Below are 21,740 nucleotides of genomic sequence, written 5' to 3'. Positions count from 1 at the left end.
ATGTCTTTCGCGTCAGGAGCGATGTAATGCCTGAACTGCCCGAGGTCGAGACGGTGAAGCGCGGTTTGGCGCCGGCGATGGAAGGTGCTGTGATCGCCCGCGCCGCGGTGAACCGGCCCGATCTGCGCTGGCCCTTCCCCGAGCGCATGGCCGAGCGGCTGACCGGCGCGCGGGTGAAGGCGCTCCGGCGGCGGTCGAAATACATCCTTGCCGATCTCGACACCGGGGAGACGCTGCTGATCCATCTGGGCATGTCCGGGCGGATGACGGTCTCCGGCGACCCGCTTGGTCAGTTCACGCATGAGCATCCGCAAGCTGAAAAGCACGATCACGTGGTGCTCGACATGGACAACGGTGCCCGCGTCACCTTTAACGATCCGCGCCGCTTCGGGGCGATGGACCTGATGCAGACCGCCACGGCGGAAACTCACAAGCTGCTGGCGGTTCTGGGGCCGGAGCCGCTGGGCAACGGCTTCAACGAAGAGCACCTGATCGCCGCCTTCAGGGGGCGCAACACGCCGGTGAAATCGGCATTACTCGATCAGGGAATCATCGCCGGACTCGGTAACATCTATGTCTGCGAAGCCCTGTTCCGGGCCGGCATCTCGCCGCGGCGCAAAGCCGGGCAGATTGCCCCGCGGCGGGTGGCGGCGCTGGTGCCGATCATCCGGGAGGTCTTGCAGGATGCCATCCGCGCGGGCGGCTCCTCGCTCAAGGATTTCAGGCAAGCCTCTGGCGAACTTGGGTATTTCCAGCACAGTTTCGATGTCTACGGGCGCGAGGGAGCGCCCTGCCGGCGGCCGGAGTGCGGTGGAATCATCTCCAGAATCACCCAGTCGGGGCGTTCAAGCTTCTACTGTGTAAAGTGCCAAAGATAACTTGATCGGACGTCCCCATTTGGTAAGGACTCGAATCTGAACGGAACAACCGAAAGAGAAATCATGGCCTACGAGACGATCAACGTCGATGTGCAGGACCACGTTTGCCTCATTAAACTGAACCGCCCTGAAGCGTTGAACGCGCTCAACCAAGAACTCCTCGGGGAGCTGTGCGCAGCCCTGGAAGAGGCGGATGCCAGCGACAAGGTGCGCTGCATTGTGCTGACCGGCTCGGAGAAGGCCTTTGCCGCCGGCGCCGACATCAAGGAGATGTCGGAGATGAGCTTCACCGACGTCTTCACCACCAACCTGTTCGCCGATGCCAACGACCGCATCTCCGCGATCCGCAAGCCGGTCATCGCGGCAGTGGCGGGCTATGCGCTGGGCGGCGGCTGCGAGCTGGCGATGCTGTGCGATTTCATCATCGCCGCCGACACCGCCAAGTTCGGCCAGCCGGAGATCAACCTGGGCGTTGTGGCCGGCATCGGCGGCACCCAGCGCCTGACCCGTTTCGTCGGCAAGTCCAAGTCGATGGACATGAACCTGACCGGCCGTTTCATGAACGCCGAGGAAGCCGAGCGCGCGGGCCTGGTGTCGCGCGTGGTACCGGCCAAGAAGCTGATCGAGGAAGCCACTGCGGCGGCGCAGAAGATTGCCGAGAAATCGCTGCTGACCGCGATGGCGGTGAAGGAATCGGTGAACCGCTCTTACGAGCTGCCGCTGAATGAAGGCCTTTTGTTCGAACGCCGGGTATTCCACTCGATGTTTGCGACCGAAGACCAGAAAGAAGGCATGGCCGCCTTCCTGGAAAAGCGCGAAGCGCAGTTCCGGGACAAGTAACACTGTGCCACGGCGGCGGGGGAGGCAGCCCCGGCACCGCGGCAGCATGAACGGGACGGCGGGCAGGCAGGCCCGCCGTTTTGCTTTCCGGGGACGGCAGCGGCCCTTGCGCCCCGGGCCCGATTTGGATAGAAGCCGCCCTCATACATGCGCGTGCAGCCCGCTCAGGCTAGAATCACACCGGTGTTCCGATCCGGGGCTGGCTGGCATTGCGTCCGATAGAAACAGAACCCGAGACAAGGTCCGACACCATGGCAAACACGCCCCAGGCAAAGAAGCGCGCCCGTCAGAACGAGAAGCGCTACGCCGTCAACAAAGCCCGCCGTTCGCGCATCCGCACCTACCTGCGCAAGGTCGAGGAGGCTATCGAATCCGGCGATAAGGAGGCCGCAGCCGCGGCCCTGCGTGCGGCTCAGCCCGAGCTGATGCGCGGCGTCACCAAAGGGGTGTATCACAAAAACACCGCATCCCGGAAAATCTCCCGCCTGGCCGCCCGCGTCAAAGCGCTGGGCTGAAGCCACGCCACCCGGGCCGCTCCGGAGCCCGAAAAAACGTCGAAAGGCGCTGCAGTTTGCAGCGCCTTGTTTTTTGGGCAAACCCCTGCGATCGCCTTGCTGGGCTGGGAGATTCTTTGCGGCCAAAGCCAGAGTCAACATCATAGTTTCGTTGCCGCTTCCCCTCCCGAATTGCTACTACGTCTTTAGCGATTCACTCGCTGGGGGGACAGGCTGCTCGCGGTAATCTTGACGGACATCAAGGTTGCCAGGTCGTCCGGAACAGGCAGGTATGTGTGTTTTTCCTGTGCTGTCCGGAGGCTGCTGCTGTGCCGTTTTTTGGTCGGCAGCCCTGTCCAATATGTGTGCAAAGGTTTGTGTCATCAGCACCGCCATCCAGGCGGGGTGCGGGGTGTTGCTGACCGGACGAAGAGCCCTCGGGCACTGCGGCCAGGCCACTGGTTCGCACACAATATCCCTGTGCGTGAACGCCACCCCCAGCTGCTTGGGGGGGTAAGGGACACGAATGGCCGGGGTATAAGGCCGCCGCTTTTGGGGATGCGTGAGGCACAGGATGACTGAAGAGAAATGGGGGCAGCTGAGAACGCGGCTGCTGAAGACTGTCGGGCAGAACAATTTCACAACCTGGATCGAACCCCTGGAATTCGACTCGGTGGAGGGCGGTGTGGCCGTCTTCCATGTGCCGACGAATTTCATGGGAAACTATGTGAGCCAGAACTTTGCCGACCTGATCCTGCATGAGCTGAACATGGCAGGTGAACCGGTGCAGCGCTTGTCTTTCAAGGTCGCCGCCAACAGCCCGGCACGGACCCCGGCGGCGGCCGCTGCGGAGGCGGGCTCCGCCCCCGCCACGGCGCAGGTGATCGATCCGGCCCCGGTCTACGGGCAGGGCCAGGGCTCGGTTGCGGCAGCGGCCAAGGAAACGCTGGAGGCGCTGCAGGCGGCGCCGCTCGACCCGCGCTTCACCTTTGACAGCTTTGTCGTCGGCAAGCCGAACGAGCTCGCCCATGCCGCTGCGCGCCGCGTCGCCGAAGGCGGCCCGGTGACCTTCAACCCGCTGGTGCTCTATGGCGGCGTGGGCCTGGGTAAGACCCACCTGATGCACGCCATCGCCTGGGAGCTGAAGGAGAAAAACCCGTCGCTGAACGTGCTGTATCTGTCGGCGGAGCAGTTCATGTACCGCTTCGTGCAGGCTCTGCGCGAGCGCAAGATGATGGACTTCAAGCACCTGTTCCGATCAGTCGATGTGCTGATGGTGGATGACGTGCAATTCATCGCCGGAAAGGATTCCACCCAGGAGGAGTTCTTCCATACCTTTAACGCGCTGGTCGACCAGAATAAGCAGATTATCATTTCCGCCGACCGCGCCCCCGGCGAGATCAAGGACCTGGAGGACCGGGTGAAATCCCGCCTGCAGTGCGGCCTGGTGGTGGACCTGCATCCGACCGACTACGAGCTGCGTCTGGGTATCCTGCAGACCAAGGTGCAGCAGCAGCGGGAAACCTACCCCGAGCTGCAAATCGCCGATGGGGTGCTGGAGTTTCTGGCGCACCGGATTTCGACCAACGTGCGCGTGCTCGAAGGCGCGCTGACCCGGCTGTTTGCTTTCGCCTCGCTTGTGGGCCGTGAGATCGACATGGACCTGACCCAGGACTGCCTGGCGGACGTGCTGCGCGCCTCCGAGCGCAAGATCACCGTCGAGGAGATCCAGCGCAAGGTGTCGGAGTACTACAACATCCGCATGTCCGACATCATCGGCCCCAAGCGCCTGCGCTCCTACGCCCGGCCGCGGCAGGTGGCGATGTATCTCTGCAAGCAGCTGACCAGCCGCTCGCTGCCCGAGATCGGCCGCCGTTTTGGCGGGCGCGACCACACTACGGTGATGCACGGGGTGAAGCGGATCGAAGAGCTGAAAATGACCGACGGCCAGATCGCCGAGGATGTCGAGATGCTGCGCCGGTCACTGGAGGCCTGAGCGCCTCCGCTCCGCACCCGGCCTCACAAACCGGTTTGCAAAGACGGCCCTGCACTGCGGGGCCGTTTCGCGTTTCGCACTCCGCCGGTCTGCCGGTCCGCCCCGTGCCCTTGCGCAACGTTTGCGGGTGTTTCGCCCCGCGCCTGGCCGGAGGGCCTTGACGCTGCCGGAATTCCTTTGGAGAAATCCATAAAAAGCCTTGTATGACAGGGGCGAACAGATAGGTTGCTTGTCCCGGCAGGTGACGGCGGCCAGACGAAGAGGACATCGGATATGAAGATCAGCATCGAACGCGGCACGCTTCTCAAGGCTGTGTCTCAGGCCCAGTCTGTGGTCGAGCGCCGCAATACCATTCCGATCCTGGCGAATGTGCTGATCGAGGCTGAGGGCGACAGCGTCCAGTTCCGCGCCACTGATCTTGACATCGAGGTGGTGGATCGCGCTCCGGCTCAGGTCGAGCGCGCCGGTGCCACCACCGTCGCCGCCACCACCCTGCATGAGATCGTCCGAAAGCTGCCCGACGGCGCTCTGGTAAATCTCACCGCCGATGCCGCGACGGGCCGTCTGACGGTAGAGGCGGGCCGGTCGAACTTCTCGCTGGCGACGCTGCCGCGCGAAGACTTCCCGGTGATGGCCTCGGCCGAGTACCATTCCAACTTCGCGGCCAAGGCGGCGGTGCTGCGGCGGCTCTTCGATAAGTCGAAATTCGCCATCTCGACCGAGGAGACCCGCTACTACCTGAACGGCGTCTACATGCATGTGACCGACGCCGCCGAGGGCGGCAAGGCGCTGCGCTGTGTCGCCACCGACGGCCACCGCCTGGCCCGGATCGATGCGGGCCTGCCGGTGGGCGCCGAGGACATGCCCGGCGTGATCGTGCCGCGCAAAACCGTGGGCGAGCTGCGCAAGCTGCTGGACGACGACGACATGGACATCGCGGTCTCGGTCTCGGAAACCAAAGTGCGCTTTGCCACCCCGAACATCACCCTGACGTCCAAGGTGATCGACGGCACCTTCCCCGACTACACCCGCGTGATCCCGGCCGGCAACACCCGCCGCCTTGAGGTGGATGCCGCCGAGTTCGCCCAGGCGGTGGACCGGGTGGCGACCGTGTCTTCGGAGCGCTCGCGCGCGGTCAAGCTGCAGCTGGAAGACGACCGGCTAGTGCTCTCGGTTAATGCGCCCGACAGCGGCGCCGCCGAGGAGGAACTGGCGGTGGCCTACAGCGACGAGCGGCTGGAGATCGGTTTCAACGCCAAGTACCTCCTGGAGATCGCCAGCCAGGTCGACCGCGAGAATGCAGTCTTCATGTTCAACTCCTCGGGCGATCCGACCCTGATGCGCGAAGGTAACGACGACAGCGCCGTCTACGTCGTGATGCCGATGCGGGTCTGACGCGCCTGACGGCGCGGCCTGCGGCGCGAGTATTTTTTGAAAGATGAAATAGGGAGCGCGCCGCGTGCTGGCCCTGACTGCCTTGACCATGTCCCATTTCCGCTCGCATCTGCGGGCGGAATTGCGTTTGGACGGGCGTCCGGTAGCCATCCACGGCGCCAATGGCGCGGGCAAGACCAATATTCTGGAGGCAGTCTCGCTGTTCTCGCCCGGCCGCGGCTTGCGCCGGGCCAGCGCGGCGGAGATGGCGCGCCAGCCCGGCACGCTGGGCTGGAAGCTGAGGGGCGAGCTGCGCGCACCCTCGCAGGCCTACGAGGTGGAAACTTGGTCCGAAGGCGGCAGCGCGCGGCAGGTGCGGATCGACAACAAGGCGGCCAGCCAGGTGGCGCTGGGGCAGATCGCGCGGGTGGTCTGGCTGATCCCGGCGATGGACCGGCTGTGGATCGAGGCGGCGGAGGGGCGCCGCCGCTTCCTTGACCGGATCGCGCTCAGCTTCGAGCCGGGACATGCCGAGGCCTCGCTTGCCTATGAGAAGGCGATGCGCGAGCGCAACCGGCTGCTGAAGGACCAGGTCCGCGATCCCGCCTGGTACAAGGTGCTGGAGGGCCGCATGGCGGAGGCCGGCCACCGGGTCCATGCCGCCCGGGTGCAGGCGGTGGAGCTGCTGCAGATGGCGCAGGCCGGGGCGGAGACCGCCTTTCCCGCAGCCGAGCTGGAGCTGATCCAGTCCGAGGGCAGCATGCCAATGAGCGAAGAGGGGTTCCGCGAGGTGCTGGCCGAGAGCCGCTTCCGCGACATGGCGGCGGGCCGCACGCTCACCGGGCCGCACCGCACCGATCTGATCGGCACCTACCGCGCCAAGGGCATCGCGGCCAAGGATTGCTCCACCGGCGAGCAGAAGGCGCTTCTGGTGTCGCTGATCCTCGCCAATGCGCGGGCGCTGGCCGAACGCGAGGGCGCGCCGCCGATGCTGCTGCTCGATGAGGTGGCTGCGCATCTGGATGCGGGCCGCCGCGCAGCACTTTATGACGAGATCTGCGCGCTTGGGGCGCAGGCCTGGATGACTGGCACCGGGCCGGAGCTTTTTGCCGGGCTGGGCGGGCGCGCCCAGATGCTGGAAGTGCGCGAGACGGACGGGCTCTCGGAGGTGCATGAGGCATGACGGTCACGCCTTGGGATCTGGCGCTTTATGCGGGCGCGCTGTTCATCCTGTTCCTGACGCCGGGGCCGGTGTGGCTGGCGATGATGGCGCGCTCGGTCTCGGGCGGGTTTCCTGCCGCCTGGCCGCTGGCGGTGGGGGTGGCCTGCGGCGACATCCTGTGGCCGCTGGTGGCGGTGGCGGGCATGTCCTGGATCGTCTCCGAGGTGGACGGGCTGATGGCGGTGCTGCGCTGGGTTGCCTGCGCGATGTTTCTCGGCATGGGCGGGCTCTTGATCCGCCACGCGGGCGACGGCGTGCAGGAGAACCGCGCCCTGACCCGGCCCGGCATCTGGGCCGGCTTCATCGCCGGGGTGGCGGCGATCCTCGGCAACCCGAAGGCGATCCTGTTCTACATGGGGGTGCTGCCCGGCTTCTTCGATCTGGGCGGCGTCAGCTGGCACGATGTGGCGGCGATCGTGGTTCTGTCCTTCCTTGTGCCGCTCGTGGGCAACCTGGCGCTGGCGGGCATGGTCCACCACGCCCGCCGTGCGATCACCTCGCCGCGCATCCTGCGGCGGATCAACCTCATCTCCGGCGCGCTGCTGATCGGCGTCGGGCTGGCAATCCCCTTCTTCTGACCGGTTTCTAGCGCGTATCCCCGGCAGGCGGCGCGAGCCAGGCTTCGAGATAGGGCGCCAGCACCGCGGCGGGCGCGGGCGTGTCCTCATGGGCGAGGCAAAAGCTCAGCGCCAGCACGTGGTTGAGGAACCCCTGGACCCCTTCGGCCAATAGCACGGCGGGCTGGTCCCGGCGCACGGTTCCGGCGGCCTGCATCGCCTCCAGCCAGACGGTGAGCAGCGTCACCTGGCCCAGGAAGCTCTGCGCCACCACGGCATCGGCCTCGGCCGCGGTGGTGCCGGAGTAGCGCAGGAGGAGGTCGAAGATCACCCGGTCCTGCGCCACGAAGTCCAGATGCGGGGCCAGGCGGCGGATGAGCGCGTCAATGCTTTCCGGTACGCCCGCGGCCTCCATCGCCTTGAGCAACTGCGTCACCTCGGCCCCGATCAGCACCGCAAGCAAGCCGTCCTTGTCGCCGAAATGGGCAAACAGCGTGCCCTTGGCAGCTCCTGCCCGCGCCGCCACATCCTCGGCCCGCAAGCCGGAGTAGCCCTGCTCCTTCACGATGGCCGCCGCGGCCTCGAGCAGCCTGGCCCGTGTTTCCAGCCGCCGTTTCTGCGGTGCGCGTGTCATGTCCGTGCCTCACGTATCCGTTATTGACCATGGTCAATTTATAAGTTGACCGTGGTCATTTTTGATTCAATAAAGTGACCGAGGTCAATTTAACTCACGGAGCCAGCCATGTCCCGCCGAAAAACACATGCCCGCAAGATCATCGTCCTGAACGGCCACCCGGGTGAAAGCTCGCTGTCGAAATCGCTCTGCGCGGCTTACGCGCAGGCGGCCGAGGCGAAGGGGCACGCCGTGCGCAGCCATGACGTATCGCAAATGCGGTTCGACATGGACTATGGTCAGAGCGGCTACGAGAACCCCAAGCCGCTGGAACCTGACCTTGCGGCCTTTCTTGCCGATCTGGAATGGGCCGACCACGTGGTTCTGGCGACGCCGCTGTGGTGGGGGGCGGTGCCTGCGAAGCTGAAAGGCGTGTTCGACCGGGCGCTGCTGCCGGGCCGCGCCTTTGACACCCGCAATACCAATTTTATGGGGCTCCCTGCGCCGATGCTGACCGGCAAGACTGCGCGTGTGCTGCTCACCTCGGACACGCCGGCGCTGTGGCTCAGACTGTTTTACGGCAACGCGGTGAAGACCTTCATCAGCCGCCAGATCCTCGGTTTCGTGGGCATCAGGCCGACCCGTTTCACCTCCTTTGCGCCTGCCACCGGCGCGGGCGCGGCGACGGTCGGGGGCTGGCTTCAAAGGGCGGCGGGCCTGGGCGCCAAAGCGGCCTGAATCTGCCAAGAAAAAAGGGGGGTTGCGCGTGACAATCCCCCCCGGAGACCGTATAAAATCCTGAAGCAAAGACAGGAAGATGCGAATGTCCGGAAACGAGCAGGCTCCCGCAGAATATGGCGCGGATTCCATCAAAGTTCTCAAAGGCTTGGAGGCAGTTCGCAAGCGCCCCGGCATGTATATTGGGGACACCGATGACGGCTCGGGCCTGCACCATATGGTTTATGAGGTCGTGGACAACGGCATCGACGAGGCGCTGGCGGGCCACGCCGACCATGTGACAGTGAAGATCCACGCCGACAATTCGGTCTCGGTCAGCGACAACGGCCGCGGCATCCCGGTGGATATCCACCAGGAAGAGGGCGTCTCGGCGGCAGAGGTCATCATGACTCAGCTGCACGCGGGCGGTAAGTTTGATTCGAACTCCTATAAAGTCTCCGGCGGCCTGCACGGCGTGGGTGTGTCGGTGGTGAACGCGTTGTCGGACTGGCTGGAACTTCGCATCTGGCGCAACGGCAAGGAGCATTTCGCCAAGTTCGTGCGCGGCGAGACCGCCGAGCATCTGACCGTGGTGGGCGACGCTGAAGGCCGCACCGGCACTGAGGTGCGCTTCCTCGCCTCCACGGACACCTTCTCGAACCTCGAATTCTCTTTTGAGACGCTGGAGAAACGCCTGCGCGAGCTGGCCTTCCTCAATTCCGGCGTGCGCATCATCCTGATCGACGAGCGCCCGGCGGAACGGCTGGAGGTGGAGCTGTTCTACGAGGGCGGCGTCAAGGAGTTCGTGAAATACCTCGACCGCCACAAGTCGCCGGTAATGGATGCGCCGGTCTACATCATCGGCGAAAAGGACGACATCGTCGTCGAGATCGCCATGTGGTGGAACGACAGCTACCACGAAACCGTCCTGCCCTTCACCAACAACATCCCGCAGCGCGATGGCGGCACTCATGTGGCGGGCTTCCGCGGTGCGCTGACCCGGACCATCAACAATTATGCCCAATCCTCCGGCATCGCCAAGAAGGAGAAAGTCACCTTCACCGGCGACGATGCCCGCGAGGGGCTGACCTGCGTGTTGTCGGTTAAGGTCCCGGATCCGAAATTCTCCAGCCAGACCAAGGACAAGCTGGTCTCCTCCGAAGTGCGCCCGGTGGTCGAGAGCCTGGTGGGGGAGAAGCTCGCCGAGTGGTTCGAGGAAAATCCCAACGAGGCCAAGCAGATCGTCGGGAAGATCATCGAGGCGGCGCTGGCGCGCGAGGCGGCGCGCAAGGCCCGCGAGCTGACCCGGCGCAAGACCGCGATGGACGTGAACTTCCTCGCGGGCAAGCTGAAGGACTGTTCCGAAAAGGACGCAACCAAGACCGAACTCTTCCTCGTCGAGGGTGACTCGGCGGGCGGCTCGGCGCAGACCGGGCGCGACCGGATGACCCAGGCGATCCTGCCCCTGCGCGGCAAGATCCTCAACGTGGAGCGCGCGCGCTTCGACCGGATGCTCTCCTCCCAGGAGATCGGCAACCTGGTGATGGCGCTTGGCACCGGCATCGGCCGGGACGAGTTCGACATCTCCAAGCTGCGGTACCACAAGATCGTGATCATGACCGACGCCGACGTCGACGGCGCCCACATCCGCACGCTGCTGCTGACCTTTTTCTACCGCCAGATGCCGGAACTGATCGAGGGCGGCTACCTCTACATCGCGCAGCCGCCGCTCTACAAGGTCGCCCGCGGCAAGTCCGAGGTTTACCTGAAGGACCAGGCAGCTCTGGACGATTACCTGATCAACCAGGGCGTCGATGGCGCGGTGCTGCAGCTCGGCAGCGGCGAGGAGATCACCGGCCAGGATCTGGCCCGGGTGGTAGATGAGGCGCGCCAGCTGAAGCGCGTGCTCGATGCCTTCCCGACGCATTATCCGCGCCACATCCTGGAGCAGGCCGCGGTGGCCGGCGCCTTCGTGCCGGGTGCTGTCGATGCCGACCTGCAGGGCGTTGCAGATCAGGTGGCCAAGCGGCTGGATGAGATTGCGCTTGAGTATGAGCGCGGCTGGCACGGCCGGATTACCCAGGACCACGGCATTCGCCTGGCCCGCATCCTGCGCGGCGTGGAGGAGGTGCGGACACTTGACGGCCCGATGCTGCGCTCTGGCGAGGCGCGGAAGACCGGCAGCTTCACCAAGAGCCTGCAGGACGTCTACGGCGCTACGGCAACACTGGTCCGCCGCGACCGCCGACAGGCGATCCACGGGCCGCTGGGCCTGCTGAAGGCAATTCTGGAGGAAGGCGAGAAGGGCCTTACCCTGCAGCGCTACAAAGGCCTGGGCGAGATGAACCCCGACCAGCTCTGGGAGACCACGCTGGACCCGGATGCCCGCACGCTGCTGCAAGTGCGCATCGACGACATGGTGGAAGCCGACGATCTGTTCACCAAGCTGATGGGCGACGTCGTGGAACCGCGCCGCGAGTTCATCCAGAAAAACGCGCTGAGCGTGGAGAACCTGGACTTCTGACCCCTGCCGCTCCGGCAGTTTCGAAGACGGCGCGCAAGGCTCCTGCGCGCCGTTTTCATGTCTGCGTAGGGCGTGGCATTCCAAACCGGAATGGACGCAGAACGCTTCCGTATTGGCCTTGGGCCCGCGGATCGGGGATAAAGGCGTTTGAAAACAACGCCGAGGAGTCCCTATGGACCGTGCCCAGATCGTACACCAGAACTTCCTGGACCGGGTGGCGGCCCAGGTCTTTCCCGAAGGGCGCGCGCCCGCAGGTCCGCTGGAGCCGCCGGGTGCGGCGGCCGTCTATCGCGCGCAAGTGCTGAGCCGGGCGCTCGATCTCACCAGCCGGGCGATGCAGAAGGCGGGGGAGGGGTTTTATACCATCGGCTCCTCCGGGCATGAGGGGATGGCGGCGGTGGCCCGCGCGCTGCGGCCCTCGGACATGGCCTTCCTGCATTACCGCGACGCCGCCTTCCAGATCGCCCGCGCCGACCAGGTGCCGGGCCAGCGCATCGCCTGGGACATGCTGTTGTCCTTTGCCTGCTCCAGCGAGGATCCGACCTCCGGCGGGCGGCATAAGGTTTTGGGCTCCAAGGCGCTGATGATCCCGCCGCAGACATCGACCATTGCCTCGCATCTGCCCAAGGCGGTGGGCGCGGCCTATTCCATCGGTGCTGCGAAGCGCCACAAGCCGGAGCACCGGGTGATGCCCGAGGACGCCATCGTGATGTGCTCCTTCGGCGATGCCTCGGCCAACCACTCCACCGCGCAGGGCGCGATCAACACGGCGGGCTGGACCTCGGTGCAGTCGACGCCGCTGCCGCTGCTGTTTGTCTGCGAGGACAATGGCATCGGCATCTCGGTGAAGACACCGAAGGGCTGGATCGAGGCGTCGATGGCCGGGCGGCCGGGGATCAGGTATTTCAAGGCCGATGGGCTTGACATCTACGACACCTACCGGGTGGCTCAGGAGGCGGCGGATTACGTGCGCCGCCGCCGCAAGCCCGCCTTCCTGCACCTGCGCACCGTACGGCTCTACGGACACGCGGGCGCCGACGTGCCCACCACCTACATGAGCAAATCCGAGGTGGAAGCCGACGAGGCCAATGACCCGCTGCTGCATTCGGTTCGGCTCATGCGCGACGCGGGCGTGATGGCGCCGGAGGAGGCGCTGAAGATCTACCGCGGCACCCGCGCCCGGGTGGAGCGCATCCGGGCCGAGGCAGTGACCCGCCGGCATCTGCAGACGGCAGACGACGTGGCTGCCAGCTTGATCCCGCCGAAACGCGCCTGCGCCGCCACCAATGGACCCAGCGAAGACGCACGCGCGGCGGCTTTTGGTGGCGATCTGCGCGCGATGGCGGAGCCGCAGCCGATGTCGCGGCTGATAAACTGGGCGCTCACCGACCTGATGCTGGAGCATGGCGAAATCGTTCTGATGGGCGAGGACGTAGGCCGCAAGGGCGGCGTCTATGGCGTTACCCAGAAGCTGCAGCAGCGCTTCGGGCCGGACCGGGTGATCGACACGCTGCTGGACGAGCAATCTATCCTGGGGCTCGCGATCGGCATGGGGCACAACGGTTTCGTGCCGGTCCCGGAGATTCAGTTCCTGGCATATCTGCACAACGCCGAGGACCAGCTGCGCGGCGAGGCGGCGACCTTGCCGTTTTTCTCCAACGGGCAGTTCGCCAACCCGATGGTGCTGCGGATTGCCGGGCTAGGCTACCAGAAGGGCTTTGGCGGGCATTTCCACAACGACAACTCGCTGGCGGTGCTGCGGGATATTCCTGGTCTGGTGATTGCCTGCCCCTCGGACGGGGCGGAGGCGGCGATGATGCTGCGCGAATGCGTGCGTCTGGCGCGGGAGGAGCAGCGGGTGGTGGTTTTGGTCGAGCCCATCGCGCTCTACCCGATGCGCGACCTCCTTGGCGAAAAGGATGGCGGCTGGATGCGGAGCTACCCCTCGCCGGACCGCCGTATTGGCCTCGGCGAGGTGGGTGTGCATGGGGATGGGAGCGACCTCGCCATCGTGACCTATGGCAACGGCCGCTACCTCTCCACCCAGGCGCAGGCCGAACTTGCGGCGCAGGGCGTGAAGGCCCGGATCGTGGATCTGCGCTGGCTGGCGCCGTTGCCGGAAGCGGCGCTGCTGGAGGCGGTCAAAGGCTGCAAGAACGTGCTGATCGTCGACGAATGCCGTATCACCGGCAGCCAGTCGGAAGCCCTGATGGCGCTGTTTGCGGAGCGGAGCGATATCCCGACGGCCCGGATCGCCGCCAGCGATTGCTTCATTGCAACCGGGCCGGCCTATGGTGCGACGCTGCCATCGAAGGACAGCATCGTTGAGGCCGCGCTGAAGCTGGCTGGAGGCAAAAAATGACCCGGACCGCTGTTCTGATCTGCCCCGGCCGGGGCACCTACAACAAGGCCGAACTCGGCTACCTGCACCGCCACCACGCGGGCAAGCCGGCGCTGTTTGCGGGCTTTGACGCGCAGCGGCGGGACGCCGGACAGGAAGAGGTCACGGTGCTGGATGGCGCCACCCGGTTTTCGGTCTCGAAGTATTCGCGCGGGGATGTTGCCTCGCCGCTGATCTATGCCGCGTCGCTCGCGGATGCGCAGTCGCTGGCGGAGGATATCGAAGTGGTTGCGGTGACCGGCAACTCGATGGGCTGGTACATCGCGCTTGCTGCGGCGGGTGCGCTGAGCGCGGCGGACGGGTTCAATGTGGTGAATACCATGGGCACGCTGATGCAGGAGCAGCTGATCGGCGGCCAGCTGGTCTATCCCTTTACCGGACCGGACTGGCAGAATGATCCCGCGCGCAAGGCAGAGCTGCTGGCGCTGGCGGCGGAAATCGATGCGCGTGAGGGGCACGCTCTGGCGCTCTCGATTGATCTGGGCGGCATGCTGGTGCTGGGCGGCAACGAGGCCGGGCTAGACGCGTTCGGGGCCGCGGTGCCGGTAGTGGATCAGCGCTTCCCGATGCGGCTGGCGAACCACGCTGGCTTCCATACCGCACTGCAGGCGCCGGTGGCGGCAGAGGGGCGCAGACGGCTGGCGGCGGAGATGTTCACCCAGCCGGATGCGCCGCTGATCGACGGCCGCGGGCAGATCTGGTGGCCGGGTGCCACGGACCGGGAGGCGCTCTGGGACTACACACTGGGCCACCAGGTGGTGGAAACCTACGACTTCACCCGCGCGGTGCAGAACGCGGCCTATGAGTTTGCGCCGGACCTGTTCATCGTGACCGGCCCGGGAACCACTCTGGGCGGCGCTGTGGCGCAGTCGCTGGTGCAGGCGCGCTGGCAGGGGCTGGCGGGCAAGGCGGATTTCAAGGCGCGGCAGGCGGAGAACCCATTGCTGATCTCGATGGGAGATCCGGAGCAGCGCGCCTGGGTCACCGGCTGAGCCTGCCGGCCGGGCCTGTTTCCCGTGAAACCGTGCAGGTACGGGGCAGGGGGAGGCTCCCGCGCCTGTTGCCCGCATCACAGAAGCGGTCAAAGCAGCCTTGGGAGCGGCACGGCCCTGCGGGCCGTGCGGGCGCGGGCCGCGGCGTGATACGCGCCTATTCCGCCGCCGCCTGCGGCTGCGGCGCGGCGGCGATGGCGTAACAGACCACCGGCCGCGAGACATTGTGCAGCCGCACCTCTCCCAGCGGCTCGGCCTCGGGCAGGCTGCCAAGCGCGTCCTGGCTGACTACAATCGGCCGGTCCGCCGACTTTCCGTAATCGCCGAGCCGCGCGGCCACGTTTGCGGCCTGGCCGATGACCGTGAAGTCGAGCCGCTCGCGCGAGCCGACGTTGCCGTAGGTCACCCGCCCGTAAGCGATGCCGATCGCGCATTCGCAGCGGTGCCCGCCGCCCTCCGCCGCTTCTTCCTCGGCCAGCTCCTCCAGCCGGTTGACGATGGCGCGGGCACTGGCCACCGCCTGGGCGCGGGCCTTGTCCGGGTCGCTGCCCGCCGGGAACACCGCCAGCACAGCGTCGCCGATGAACTTCAGCACCTCGCCGCCGTTTTCATGCACCAGGGTTGAGGCGGTCTCGAAAAACTGGTTGAGGAGCGCGATATAGTCCTGCCGGCCCAGATCCTCCTCCAGCCGGGTGGAGCCGCGCAGGTCGCAGAACATGATGGCCGCGTCGATCTCGTCGCCGTCGCCGCGGCGGATTTCGCCGCCGAGCACCCGCGCGCCGGTGCGCTTGCCCACGTAGGTTTCCAGCAGCGACTGGGCATTCTCGCGCTGCATGAAGACTTCGTAGTAGCGCGCGATCACGCCGGAACATTCGAAGATCAGCCCGAGGTCCGAGGTCGAAAACCCATCCGGCCGGTCGCTGGTGAGCGTGAGCACGTTAATGCGCCCGTCGGAGAAGCGCAGGGGCATCGCCACGTAGTCGGTCGCGCCCTCCTTGCGCAGGTCGGAAAGGATCGGGAATGCGTCATCGGACTGGCCGCGCCCGATCCGGTGGCGCACGCCGCCAAGCCCGTTGGAGACATGTCGCAGCGGGCTGGCGCGGTAGGCCGGGTGGTCGTGGATTTCGTAGGAGGGCGCATAGGTGGTGACTTCGCCGGTCTGGCGGCTCCAGATGAAGTTCTTGCCCGCGACCAGCGGGTGCAGAGACCACACCATGACCGAGAGGCGGGACAGCGGCACGCCGTGCTCCACAAATTTCTCCGCCAGCGCCGCGGTGAACTCGTCGGGAGAGGACAGAAGCACCGCCTCGCGCAGAACCCAGTCGATCACCGGGCCGGAGATGTTGCCATAATCCGGCATCTCCACCCGGTTCGGGCCGGGGTCGAAATCGGTGTAGGTGCCGGGCATGAAGGCGATGTGGCCCGAAATTCCCGCCGATTCCGGCAGCGCGTCGTCATAGGACCAGACTCCGTTTTCCAGCCGCTCGCCGGGCAGCAGGATGTCGCGGTAGCCGGCGGTGCCCTTGAAGGGGCAGAAGGTCTGCAGGCCGGTCGGCCCGGAGAGCGGTACCTGCACGTCCTCGAGCGGGAAATAGACCGCGGGGGGCAGGCGGGTTTCGTACATCACCTTGGCGCGGGTACTCTCGGCCAGGAGAACGTCCCCCCGGCGGAGGGTGACACGGCCTTTCAGTGGTTCGATGAGGATGCCGTATCCGGCCGGTGGCGGCTGCGTTCTTGCGTCCATCTTCGGGGTCCCTTCCGGTGCCGCGATGTTTCCCGGCGGGCTGGCGGCACAGCAGCGGTCTGGCCCGCAGGGCGTCCCGTCCGGTCAGGCGGAAGCGGGCGCGGCAGGTGCGGCCGGGCCTCAAACTATGTGTCCCGGCACGCGCGCTTGTCCACCCCGGCACACCGGATGGTGAGCGAAACGGAGCCGGGCGGCCTGCCAGGCGCGCGAAGCGCCTGCAAAATGCATGCCCGGCTGGCGCGGCACGTCAGACCATGCGGATCACGTCCTTGCTGATCGCCAGCACATAGCCGCGCTTGGCGATGTTCTTCACCAGAAGCTCGCTCACCATCTGGTTGCCGAGCGTGTCGCGCAGCCGCTTGATCCGCGTCGCGCCCGCCGCCTCCTCGCAGTCGCTGGCGTCGCGGCCGGAGATCACCGCCTCGATCTCGGCTCCCGACAGGACATCGCCGTCCAGCCGCGCCTCGGCCAGCACGGAAAGCGTCTCCATCGCCGAGGGCGTGAGTTTGAAACCCATGTTGTTGAGATAGAGCGTGTTTTCCTCGCGGCTGAGGAGCAGCTCGTTGACCTGGATGCCCGCGCGCTCGATCTGCGCCATGCGCCGGTTCAGCATCACCAGCATGCCAAGGACCGACAGCGCCGCCACCATCATCGCGGTGGCGAAGACCAGCAGGACAAAGATGATCACCCGGTAGCTCGCCAGCGTGTCGGAGAAGGCGGTGCCGGACTGCGCGAGAATCTCCAGGAGCCGGATCTCTCCCTGCGTGGTGAAATCCTTCTCGACAAACAGCCGTTCCACCCGGGCATTGAAGGCGTTGCCGTCGGGCAAGGTCAGGATCAGCAGTGTACCGGCGACGGCCAGCAGCGCGACAATGCCGGCGATGCCAAATGCGATCACCCGGCCGCCCGCTGCGCGCGCCTCAGAAACGGAGATAGTAGGGTCCGGCATTGGCCTTCCTCTGTTCGAGCCCCTCGGGTCCGAAAACCGACAGGACGTTCAGCAGGGTCCAGCCGCCGGGCGCGATCCGGGCCTGGATCTCGGCCTTGGCGGCCTGCTTTTTGCAGGGACCGGAGAGCTCGATCACGCCGTAATGCAGACGCAGCGGGCTGTCCTGCTTGGCCTTGTAATCGGCGTAGCAGTTCGCGGCCTGGGCAGGGGCCGCGAGGGTGAGGATGGCAGCCAGTGCGGCGGCCGGGACAAGGATCTGTTTCATGCAGCCATCCTGCTGTGGGCGGCGGTGAAATTCAATAACCGCAGGGGGTTGGGGCGGGTGATATCGGATAACGGAGGCGCGATATTGCTTGTCCCGCAGGGCAGGGCGCAGGCTGGAAACATCCGGCGCTCTGATGCGTCCAAAAGCATTACCGGAAAGGTCTTTGACATGGCCCAGACATCCCGCCCCAAACCGCACCGCAAATTCATTGCCCTGATCCTTGCCGTCTCGCTCGCTATCACCGGCTTCTCCGCGGCGCCCGCCCGCGCCAATGAGGATGTCGCCAAAGTGCTTGCGGGGCTCGCCCTGCTCGGAATCATCGGCGCCGTTATCAACGACCGGAAGGATGACCACCATAGCGTCTCACGCGCCTATACGGCAGAGCCTCAGTATGGGCACGGCGGCCATCACTACAACCCCAAGCCGCTGCCACAGACCTTCCGCAAGTACGACCTGCCGGCCCGCTGCCTGCGCCACTTCCCCGCCTACAGCAGCCGGCATGCGCTGGTGGGTCAGGGCTGCCTGGACCGTCACTACGGCTACAAGGCCCACTCGCTGCCCCAGTCCTGCCGGGTGACCTTCTGGAACGGCAAGCGGCACAAGTCAGCCTTCAAGCCGCATTGCCTGCGTGACCGCGGCTACCGCTTGGTGCAGCACTGAGCCCGCGCGCTCCCGCAGCAGGCCATTCCGGCCTGTTGCCGGGGCGCGCTCCGCGTGCCAGAACCGCTTGGGGCCGCCGGGGGGCTGTACGGGGGCTGGTCGGGCGCGAAGAGGCAGGAGCGGAATGGGCACACCGGATTTCACATTCGAACAAGCCGCGCTGCAGCGCGGCTATCTGCGCGTCGCGGGGGTGGACGAGGTCGGCCGCGGCCCCTTGGCCGGGCCTGTGACGGCCGCGGCGGTGATTTTAAACCCAGCCGCCATACCCCCAGGCCTCAATGATTCCAAGAAGCTAAGTCTCAAACGGCGCGAAGCGCTGGAGCAGGAAGTCGCCGCAAGCGCCGTCTTTGCCGTCGCCCATGCCAGTGTCGAAGAAATCGACGGTCTTAATATCCTGCGCGCTTCGCACCTGGCGATGGAACGTGCGGTGGCGGCGCTCGCTCCGCAGCCGGACTACCTGCTGATCGACGGCAATCTGATTCCGCGCGGGCTATCGCTGCCCTGCGAAGCGGTGGTCAAAGGCGACGCCCGCTCTTTCTCCATCGCCGCTGCTTCGGTGATGGCGAAGCTGGCCCGCGATCGGGTGATGGTGGATTTGGCGCAACAGTACCCGGGATATGGCTGGGAGAAAAACGCGGGCTACCCCTCGAAACAGCACAAGGCGGCGCTAGGTGAGATTGGAGTGACCCCTCACCATAGGCGGTCTTTCAAGCCCGTCCACAACATCTTGTATCAAGACTGAAGCGCAGGGTGTTGTTCCAAAAAACAAATTGACCTCGATTCCGCTATGGCCGATCCTGTGGACAACCAAATGAGCGCAAAAATGCGCCGCGGTTATGAGGCAGAGCAAATGAATAAAACCATGGCAAAGGGCGCGGCTGCGCTCCCTTTAAACGCGATTCTTGGTGGCGACTGTATCGAGGTTATGAACAGTCTCCCCGCCAATTCGGTCGATCTGATCTTTGCAGATCCGCCGTACAACCTGCAGCTGAAAGGCCAGCTGCACCGCCCCGACAACTCCAAGGTTGATGCGGTGGACGACGAGTGGGACCAGTTCTCCAGCTTCGCGGTCTATGACCAGTTCACCAGGGCCTGGCTGAAAGCAGCGCGCCGCCTGTTGAAGCCGAACGGCTCGATCTGGGTGATCGGCTCCTACCACAACATCTTCCGGGTCGGCTCGGCGATGCAGGACGAAGGCTACTGGGTTCTGAACGACGTCATCTGGCGCAAGTCGAACCCGATGCCGAATTTCCGCGGCAAGCGCTTCACCAACGCGCATGAGACGATGATCTGGGCCTCGAAGTCGGAAGGCGCCAAGTACACCTTCAACTACGAGGCGCTGAAGGCGCTGAACGAGGGCATCCAGATGCGCAGCGACTGGGTGCTGCCGATCTGCACCGGGCACGAGCGCCTGAAGGACGAAAACGGCGACAAGGCACACCCGACCCAGAAGCCGGAATCGCTGCTGCACCGCATTCTGGTGGGCTCCACCAACCCGGGCGACGTGGTGCTCGACCCGTTCTTCGGGACCGGCACTACCGGCGCGGTGGCGAAGATGCTGGGCCGCGAGTTCATCGGCATCGAGCGCGAGGAAGCCTACCGCAAGGTCGCCGAGAAGCGCATCAGGGAAGTGCGCAAATATGACCGCGAGGCGCTGGAGGTTTCCGCCAGCAAGCGCGCCGCGCCCCGAGTGCCGTTCGGCCAGCTGGTTGAGCGCGGTATGCTGCGCCCGGGCGAAGAACTTTATTCGATGAACCAGCGCCACAAGGCCAAGGTGCGCGCCGACGGCACTTTGATCGGCGCCAACATCAAGGGCTCGATCCATCAGGTCGGCGCGCATCTGGAAAACGCGCCCTCCTGCAACGGCTGGACCTACTGGTGCTTCAAGCGCGACGGCAAGACCGTGCCGATCGACGTGCTGCGCCAGCAGATCCGGGCCGAAATGCAGGCCTGATCCCCTACACAACCGATTGCACCAACCTGCAATGGGCGCCCGCGGCGGAAGCCGGGGCGCCTCACCTTGCCCCGCCGTTCAGGCGGGGTTTTTTGTCTCAGCGGCAATCGAGGGCCTGCGTTTTGCGCTTGCGGACATTATGGTCCGCACCGCAAGTGAAAGGATGAGCTGATGGCCGACATTGCCCTCTCCCCCCCGCAGACCGCCGCCGCCAACAAGGCGGGGGCCAAGCCCGCGGAGGGAAGTGACACCCGATATGCCGCCGCACTTCTGGAGGCCCACAAGCGGCGGGGGCTTCAGCTTGCTGTACGGGCCCGCTGGATCGCGCTGCCGCTCATCGCGGTTTTCATCGCCTTCCTGAACCCCAAGTGGAGCGTCATCTACTACCACGGGATTCTCGCGCTCCTGTGCCTGAACGGGTGGTTCATCAGCCGGATCGGCACGGTCGGCAGGTCGCGGGCGGAGCTGCTGCTGATCTTCCTGGACCTTGTCATCATGACCTTTGCTCTGGTCGTGCCCAACCCCTTCGACAGCCGCGACATTCCCGTGGCGATGTATTACCGGTTCGACAATTTCCAGTATTTCTTCGTCATTCTCGCGGCCGGCACGATGGCCTATTCCTGGCGCACCGTGATCGCGATCGGCACCTGGACCGCGATCATGTGGCTCGGGACCTTGGGGCTTGTGTGGTGGATCGTGGGTCCCGGTCCGGGGCTTTCCGACGCCGAGATTGCCGCCACCGGCCTTGGCGAGGACCTGTCGAGGTTCCTCGATCCCTACGATCTGGTGGTGGAGCTGCGGATCCAGGAGGCGGTGGTCTTTGTGCTGGTGGCGGTGACGCTGGGCTTTTCCGTGCGCCGTTTCGACCGGCTCTTGATGAGCAACGCGAGCCTTGCGCGGGAGCGCGCCAACCTGTCGCGCTACTTCTCGCCCAACGTGGTGGAGCAGCTCTCCCAGAATGACGAGCCGCTGAAACAGGTGCGCAGCCAGCAGGTCGCGGTGCTGTTCATCGACATCATCGGCTTCACGCGGATGACCGCCGAACGCCGCCCGCGCGAGGTGATTGCGCTCCTGCGCGAATTCCACGCGCTGATGGAGGCGGAGGTCTTCCGGCACGGCGGCACGCTGGACAAATACCTGGGCGACGGGCTGATGGCGACCTTCGGCACGCCTTTGGAAGGCGAGCGGGACGCCGCCGATGCGCTGGCCTGCGCGCGGGCGATGCAGACGGCGCTGGATGCCTGGAACCAGGACCGTATCCGCCGCGGCGAGGAGCCTGTGCGCGCAGGCATCGGCATCGACTACGGCGAGACTCTGCTGGGTGACATCGGCGCCAACCGGCTGGAATATGCGGTGCTGGGGATGCCGGTGAACATCGCCGCGCGGCTGGAGAAGATGACCCGCGCCCTGAACGCCCGCATCGTGATCAGCCAGCCCCTGGCCGACGCCGCGGCGCAGGCCGATGACGGCGCGGCGCTGCTCGACGGTTTCGCCGCGCACCCGGACCAGGTGGTGCGCGGGCTTGAGAAACCGGTGACGGTGCAGGCGCTGTCCTGAGGC

The 21,740-nt window shown here is 65.6% G+C and carries 19 protein-coding genes; 15 read left to right on the top strand and 4 right to left on the bottom strand.

From position 1 onward, the window contains the following. Nucleotides 1-26 precede the first annotated feature (26 nt). From mutM to ACOHWE_RS05730, 7 genes are all read left to right on the top strand, one after another. Nucleotides 27-878, top strand: a complete 852-nt coding sequence (gene mutM / locus ACOHWE_RS05760) for a bifunctional DNA-formamidopyrimidine glycosylase/DNA-(apurinic or apyrimidinic site) lyase (protein ID WP_420664867.1) — start codon at nt 27-29, stop codon at nt 876-878. A 63-nt stretch (nt 879-941) separates the two neighbouring features. Beyond that, nucleotides 942-1,718: an enoyl-CoA hydratase gene (locus ACOHWE_RS05755; RefSeq protein ID WP_420664865.1), complete on the top strand. Its 777-nt coding sequence runs from the start codon at nt 942-944 to the stop codon at nt 1,716-1,718. A 251-nt stretch (nt 1,719-1,969) separates the two neighbouring features. Next, the gene (rpsT, locus tag ACOHWE_RS05750; RefSeq protein WP_420664864.1) at nt 1,970-2,233 is read left to right on the top strand and encodes a 30S ribosomal protein S20; all 264 of its coding nucleotides are present in this window, start codon (nt 1,970-1,972) and stop codon (nt 2,231-2,233) included. Nucleotides 2,234-2,786: 553 nt separating this feature from the next. After that, on the top strand, nt 2,787-4,208 hold the full coding sequence (gene dnaA / locus ACOHWE_RS05745) for a chromosomal replication initiator protein DnaA (protein ID WP_420664862.1): 1,422 nt from the start codon (nt 2,787-2,789) through the stop codon (nt 4,206-4,208). Between the two features lie 273 nt (nt 4,209-4,481). Next, complete coding sequence (gene dnaN, locus ACOHWE_RS05740) at nt 4,482-5,603, top strand: DNA polymerase III subunit beta (RefSeq protein WP_420664860.1); 1,122 nt, start codon at nt 4,482-4,484, stop codon at nt 5,601-5,603. Between the two features lie 64 nt (nt 5,604-5,667). After that, complete coding sequence (gene recF, locus ACOHWE_RS05735) at nt 5,668-6,765, top strand: DNA replication/repair protein RecF (protein WP_420664859.1); 1,098 nt, start codon at nt 5,668-5,670, stop codon at nt 6,763-6,765. Next, nucleotides 6,762-7,382 carry a LysE family translocator gene (locus ACOHWE_RS05730; protein WP_420664858.1) on the top strand — a complete coding sequence of 207 codons (621 nt, stop codon included), beginning with the start codon at nt 6,762-6,764 and terminating at the stop codon, nt 7,380-7,382. Before recF ends, ACOHWE_RS05730 begins: the two co-directional genes overlap by 4 nt. Before the next feature lie 7 nt (nt 7,383-7,389). Here the strand turns inward: ACOHWE_RS05730 and ACOHWE_RS05725 are convergent, their stop codons facing one another. Beyond that, nucleotides 7,390-7,995: a TetR/AcrR family transcriptional regulator gene (locus tag ACOHWE_RS05725; RefSeq protein ID WP_420664856.1), complete on the bottom strand. Its 606-nt coding sequence runs from the start codon at nt 7,993-7,995 to the stop codon at nt 7,390-7,392. Between the two features lie 108 nt (nt 7,996-8,103). Here ACOHWE_RS05725 and ACOHWE_RS05720 point away from each other — a divergent pair, with 108 nt between their 5' ends. From ACOHWE_RS05720 to ACOHWE_RS05705, 4 genes are all read left to right on the top strand, one after another. Continuing rightward, nucleotides 8,104-8,712 carry an NAD(P)H-dependent oxidoreductase gene (locus ACOHWE_RS05720; protein WP_420664854.1) on the top strand — a complete coding sequence of 203 codons (609 nt, stop codon included), beginning with the start codon at nt 8,104-8,106 and terminating at the stop codon, nt 8,710-8,712. Between the two features lie 85 nt (nt 8,713-8,797). Next, nucleotides 8,798-11,215, top strand: coding sequence for a DNA topoisomerase (ATP-hydrolyzing) subunit B (gene gyrB / locus ACOHWE_RS05715; protein WP_420664853.1), 2,418 nt, complete (start codon nt 8,798-8,800; stop codon nt 11,213-11,215). A 172-nt stretch (nt 11,216-11,387) separates the two neighbouring features. Further along, entirely contained in the window at nt 11,388-13,577 is a 2,190-nt protein-coding gene (locus tag ACOHWE_RS05710; RefSeq protein WP_420664852.1) for a dehydrogenase E1 component subunit alpha/beta, read from the top strand. After that, nucleotides 13,574-14,608 carry an ACP S-malonyltransferase gene (locus tag ACOHWE_RS05705; RefSeq protein ID WP_420664850.1) on the top strand — a complete coding sequence of 345 codons (1,035 nt, stop codon included), beginning with the start codon at nt 13,574-13,576 and terminating at the stop codon, nt 14,606-14,608. Before ACOHWE_RS05710 ends, ACOHWE_RS05705 begins: the two co-directional genes overlap by 4 nt. Nucleotides 14,609-14,765: 157 nt before the next feature. On the opposite strand, the gene ACOHWE_RS05700 is transcribed toward ACOHWE_RS05705, so the two are convergent. From ACOHWE_RS05700 to ACOHWE_RS05690, 3 genes are all read right to left on the bottom strand, one after another. Then, nucleotides 14,766-16,352 (bottom strand): DUF427 domain-containing protein, encoded by a 1,587-nt coding sequence (locus ACOHWE_RS05700; protein ID WP_420664848.1) that lies wholly within the window; start codon nt 16,350-16,352, stop codon nt 14,766-14,768. Nucleotides 16,353-16,599: 247 nt separating this feature from the next. Further along, nucleotides 16,600-17,301 (bottom strand): winged helix-turn-helix domain-containing protein, encoded by a 702-nt coding sequence (locus tag ACOHWE_RS05695; RefSeq protein WP_420664847.1) that lies wholly within the window; start codon nt 17,299-17,301, stop codon nt 16,600-16,602. Further along, entirely contained in the window at nt 17,273-17,566 is a 294-nt protein-coding gene (locus tag ACOHWE_RS05690; RefSeq protein WP_420664846.1) for a hypothetical protein, read from the bottom strand. The genes ACOHWE_RS05695 and ACOHWE_RS05690 overlap by 29 nt, the downstream gene beginning before the upstream one ends. Nucleotides 17,567-17,734: 168 nt before the next feature. Between ACOHWE_RS05690 and ACOHWE_RS05685 the strand changes: the two genes are divergently transcribed. From ACOHWE_RS05685 to ACOHWE_RS05670, 4 genes are all read left to right on the top strand, one after another. Beyond that, on the top strand, nt 17,735-18,226 hold the full coding sequence (locus tag ACOHWE_RS05685) for a hypothetical protein (RefSeq protein ID WP_420664845.1): 492 nt from the start codon (nt 17,735-17,737) through the stop codon (nt 18,224-18,226). Nucleotides 18,227-18,350: 124 nt separating this feature from the next. Then, a complete protein-coding gene (locus ACOHWE_RS05680; RefSeq protein WP_420664844.1) occupies nt 18,351-18,968 on the top strand; it encodes a ribonuclease HII in 618 nt (205 codons plus the stop codon). A gap of 108 nt (nt 18,969-19,076) precedes the next feature. After that, nucleotides 19,077-20,180 carry a site-specific DNA-methyltransferase gene (locus tag ACOHWE_RS05675; RefSeq protein WP_420664842.1) on the top strand — a complete coding sequence of 368 codons (1,104 nt, stop codon included), beginning with the start codon at nt 19,077-19,079 and terminating at the stop codon, nt 20,178-20,180. 171 nt (nt 20,181-20,351) lie between these two features. Continuing rightward, on the top strand, nt 20,352-21,737 hold the full coding sequence (locus tag ACOHWE_RS05670; protein ID WP_420664841.1) for an adenylate/guanylate cyclase domain-containing protein: 1,386 nt from the start codon (nt 20,352-20,354) through the stop codon (nt 21,735-21,737). Nucleotides 21,738-21,740 lie beyond the last annotated feature (3 nt).

The organism is Cribrihabitans neustonicus, assembly GCF_048820895.1.
GTDB classification, from domain to species: domain Bacteria; phylum Pseudomonadota; class Alphaproteobacteria; order Rhodobacterales; family Rhodobacteraceae; genus Cribrihabitans_A; species Cribrihabitans_A neustonicus.
The sequence above is the reverse complement of the archived record's forward strand: the minus strand, read 5'-3'. Positions and strand labels throughout refer to the sequence as shown.

Excerpts from the sequence above, each read along its gene's own strand:
- gyrB (WP_420664853.1), top strand. The coding sequence starts at position 8,798 with ATGTCCGGAAACGAGCAGGCTCCCGCAGAATATGGCGCGGATTCCATC.
- rpsT (WP_420664864.1), top strand. The coding sequence starts at position 1,970 with ATGGCAAACACGCCCCAGGCAAAGAAGCGCGCCCGTCAGAACGAGAAG.
- dnaN (WP_420664860.1), top strand. The coding sequence starts at position 4,482 with ATGAAGATCAGCATCGAACGCGGCACGCTTCTCAAGGCTGTGTCTCAG.
- ACOHWE_RS05695 (WP_420664847.1), bottom strand. The coding sequence starts at position 17,301 with ATGCCGGACCCTACTATCTCCGTTTCTGAGGCGCGCGCAGCGGGCGGC.
- ACOHWE_RS05725 (WP_420664856.1), bottom strand. The coding sequence starts at position 7,995 with ATGACACGCGCACCGCAGAAACGGCGGCTGGAAACACGGGCCAGGCTG.
- ACOHWE_RS05670 (WP_420664841.1), top strand. The coding sequence starts at position 20,352 with ATGGCCGACATTGCCCTCTCCCCCCCGCAGACCGCCGCCGCCAACAAG.
- dnaA (WP_420664862.1), top strand. The coding sequence starts at position 2,787 with ATGACTGAAGAGAAATGGGGGCAGCTGAGAACGCGGCTGCTGAAGACT.
- ACOHWE_RS05730 (WP_420664858.1), top strand. The coding sequence starts at position 6,762 with ATGACGGTCACGCCTTGGGATCTGGCGCTTTATGCGGGCGCGCTGTTC.
- ACOHWE_RS05720 (WP_420664854.1), top strand. The coding sequence starts at position 8,104 with ATGTCCCGCCGAAAAACACATGCCCGCAAGATCATCGTCCTGAACGGC.
- ACOHWE_RS05685 (WP_420664845.1), top strand. The coding sequence starts at position 17,735 with ATGGCCCAGACATCCCGCCCCAAACCGCACCGCAAATTCATTGCCCTG.
- ACOHWE_RS05705 (WP_420664850.1), top strand. The coding sequence starts at position 13,574 with ATGACCCGGACCGCTGTTCTGATCTGCCCCGGCCGGGGCACCTACAAC.
- ACOHWE_RS05755 (WP_420664865.1), top strand. The coding sequence starts at position 942 with ATGGCCTACGAGACGATCAACGTCGATGTGCAGGACCACGTTTGCCTC.
- ACOHWE_RS05710 (WP_420664852.1), top strand. The coding sequence starts at position 11,388 with ATGGACCGTGCCCAGATCGTACACCAGAACTTCCTGGACCGGGTGGCG.
- ACOHWE_RS05690 (WP_420664846.1), bottom strand. The coding sequence starts at position 17,566 with ATGAAACAGATCCTTGTCCCGGCCGCCGCACTGGCTGCCATCCTCACC.
- ACOHWE_RS05675 (WP_420664842.1), top strand. The coding sequence starts at position 19,077 with ATGAATAAAACCATGGCAAAGGGCGCGGCTGCGCTCCCTTTAAACGCG.
- ACOHWE_RS05680 (WP_420664844.1), top strand. The coding sequence starts at position 18,351 with ATGGGCACACCGGATTTCACATTCGAACAAGCCGCGCTGCAGCGCGGC.
- ACOHWE_RS05700 (WP_420664848.1), bottom strand. The coding sequence starts at position 16,352 with ATGGACGCAAGAACGCAGCCGCCACCGGCCGGATACGGCATCCTCATC.
- mutM (WP_420664867.1), top strand. The coding sequence starts at position 27 with ATGCCTGAACTGCCCGAGGTCGAGACGGTGAAGCGCGGTTTGGCGCCG.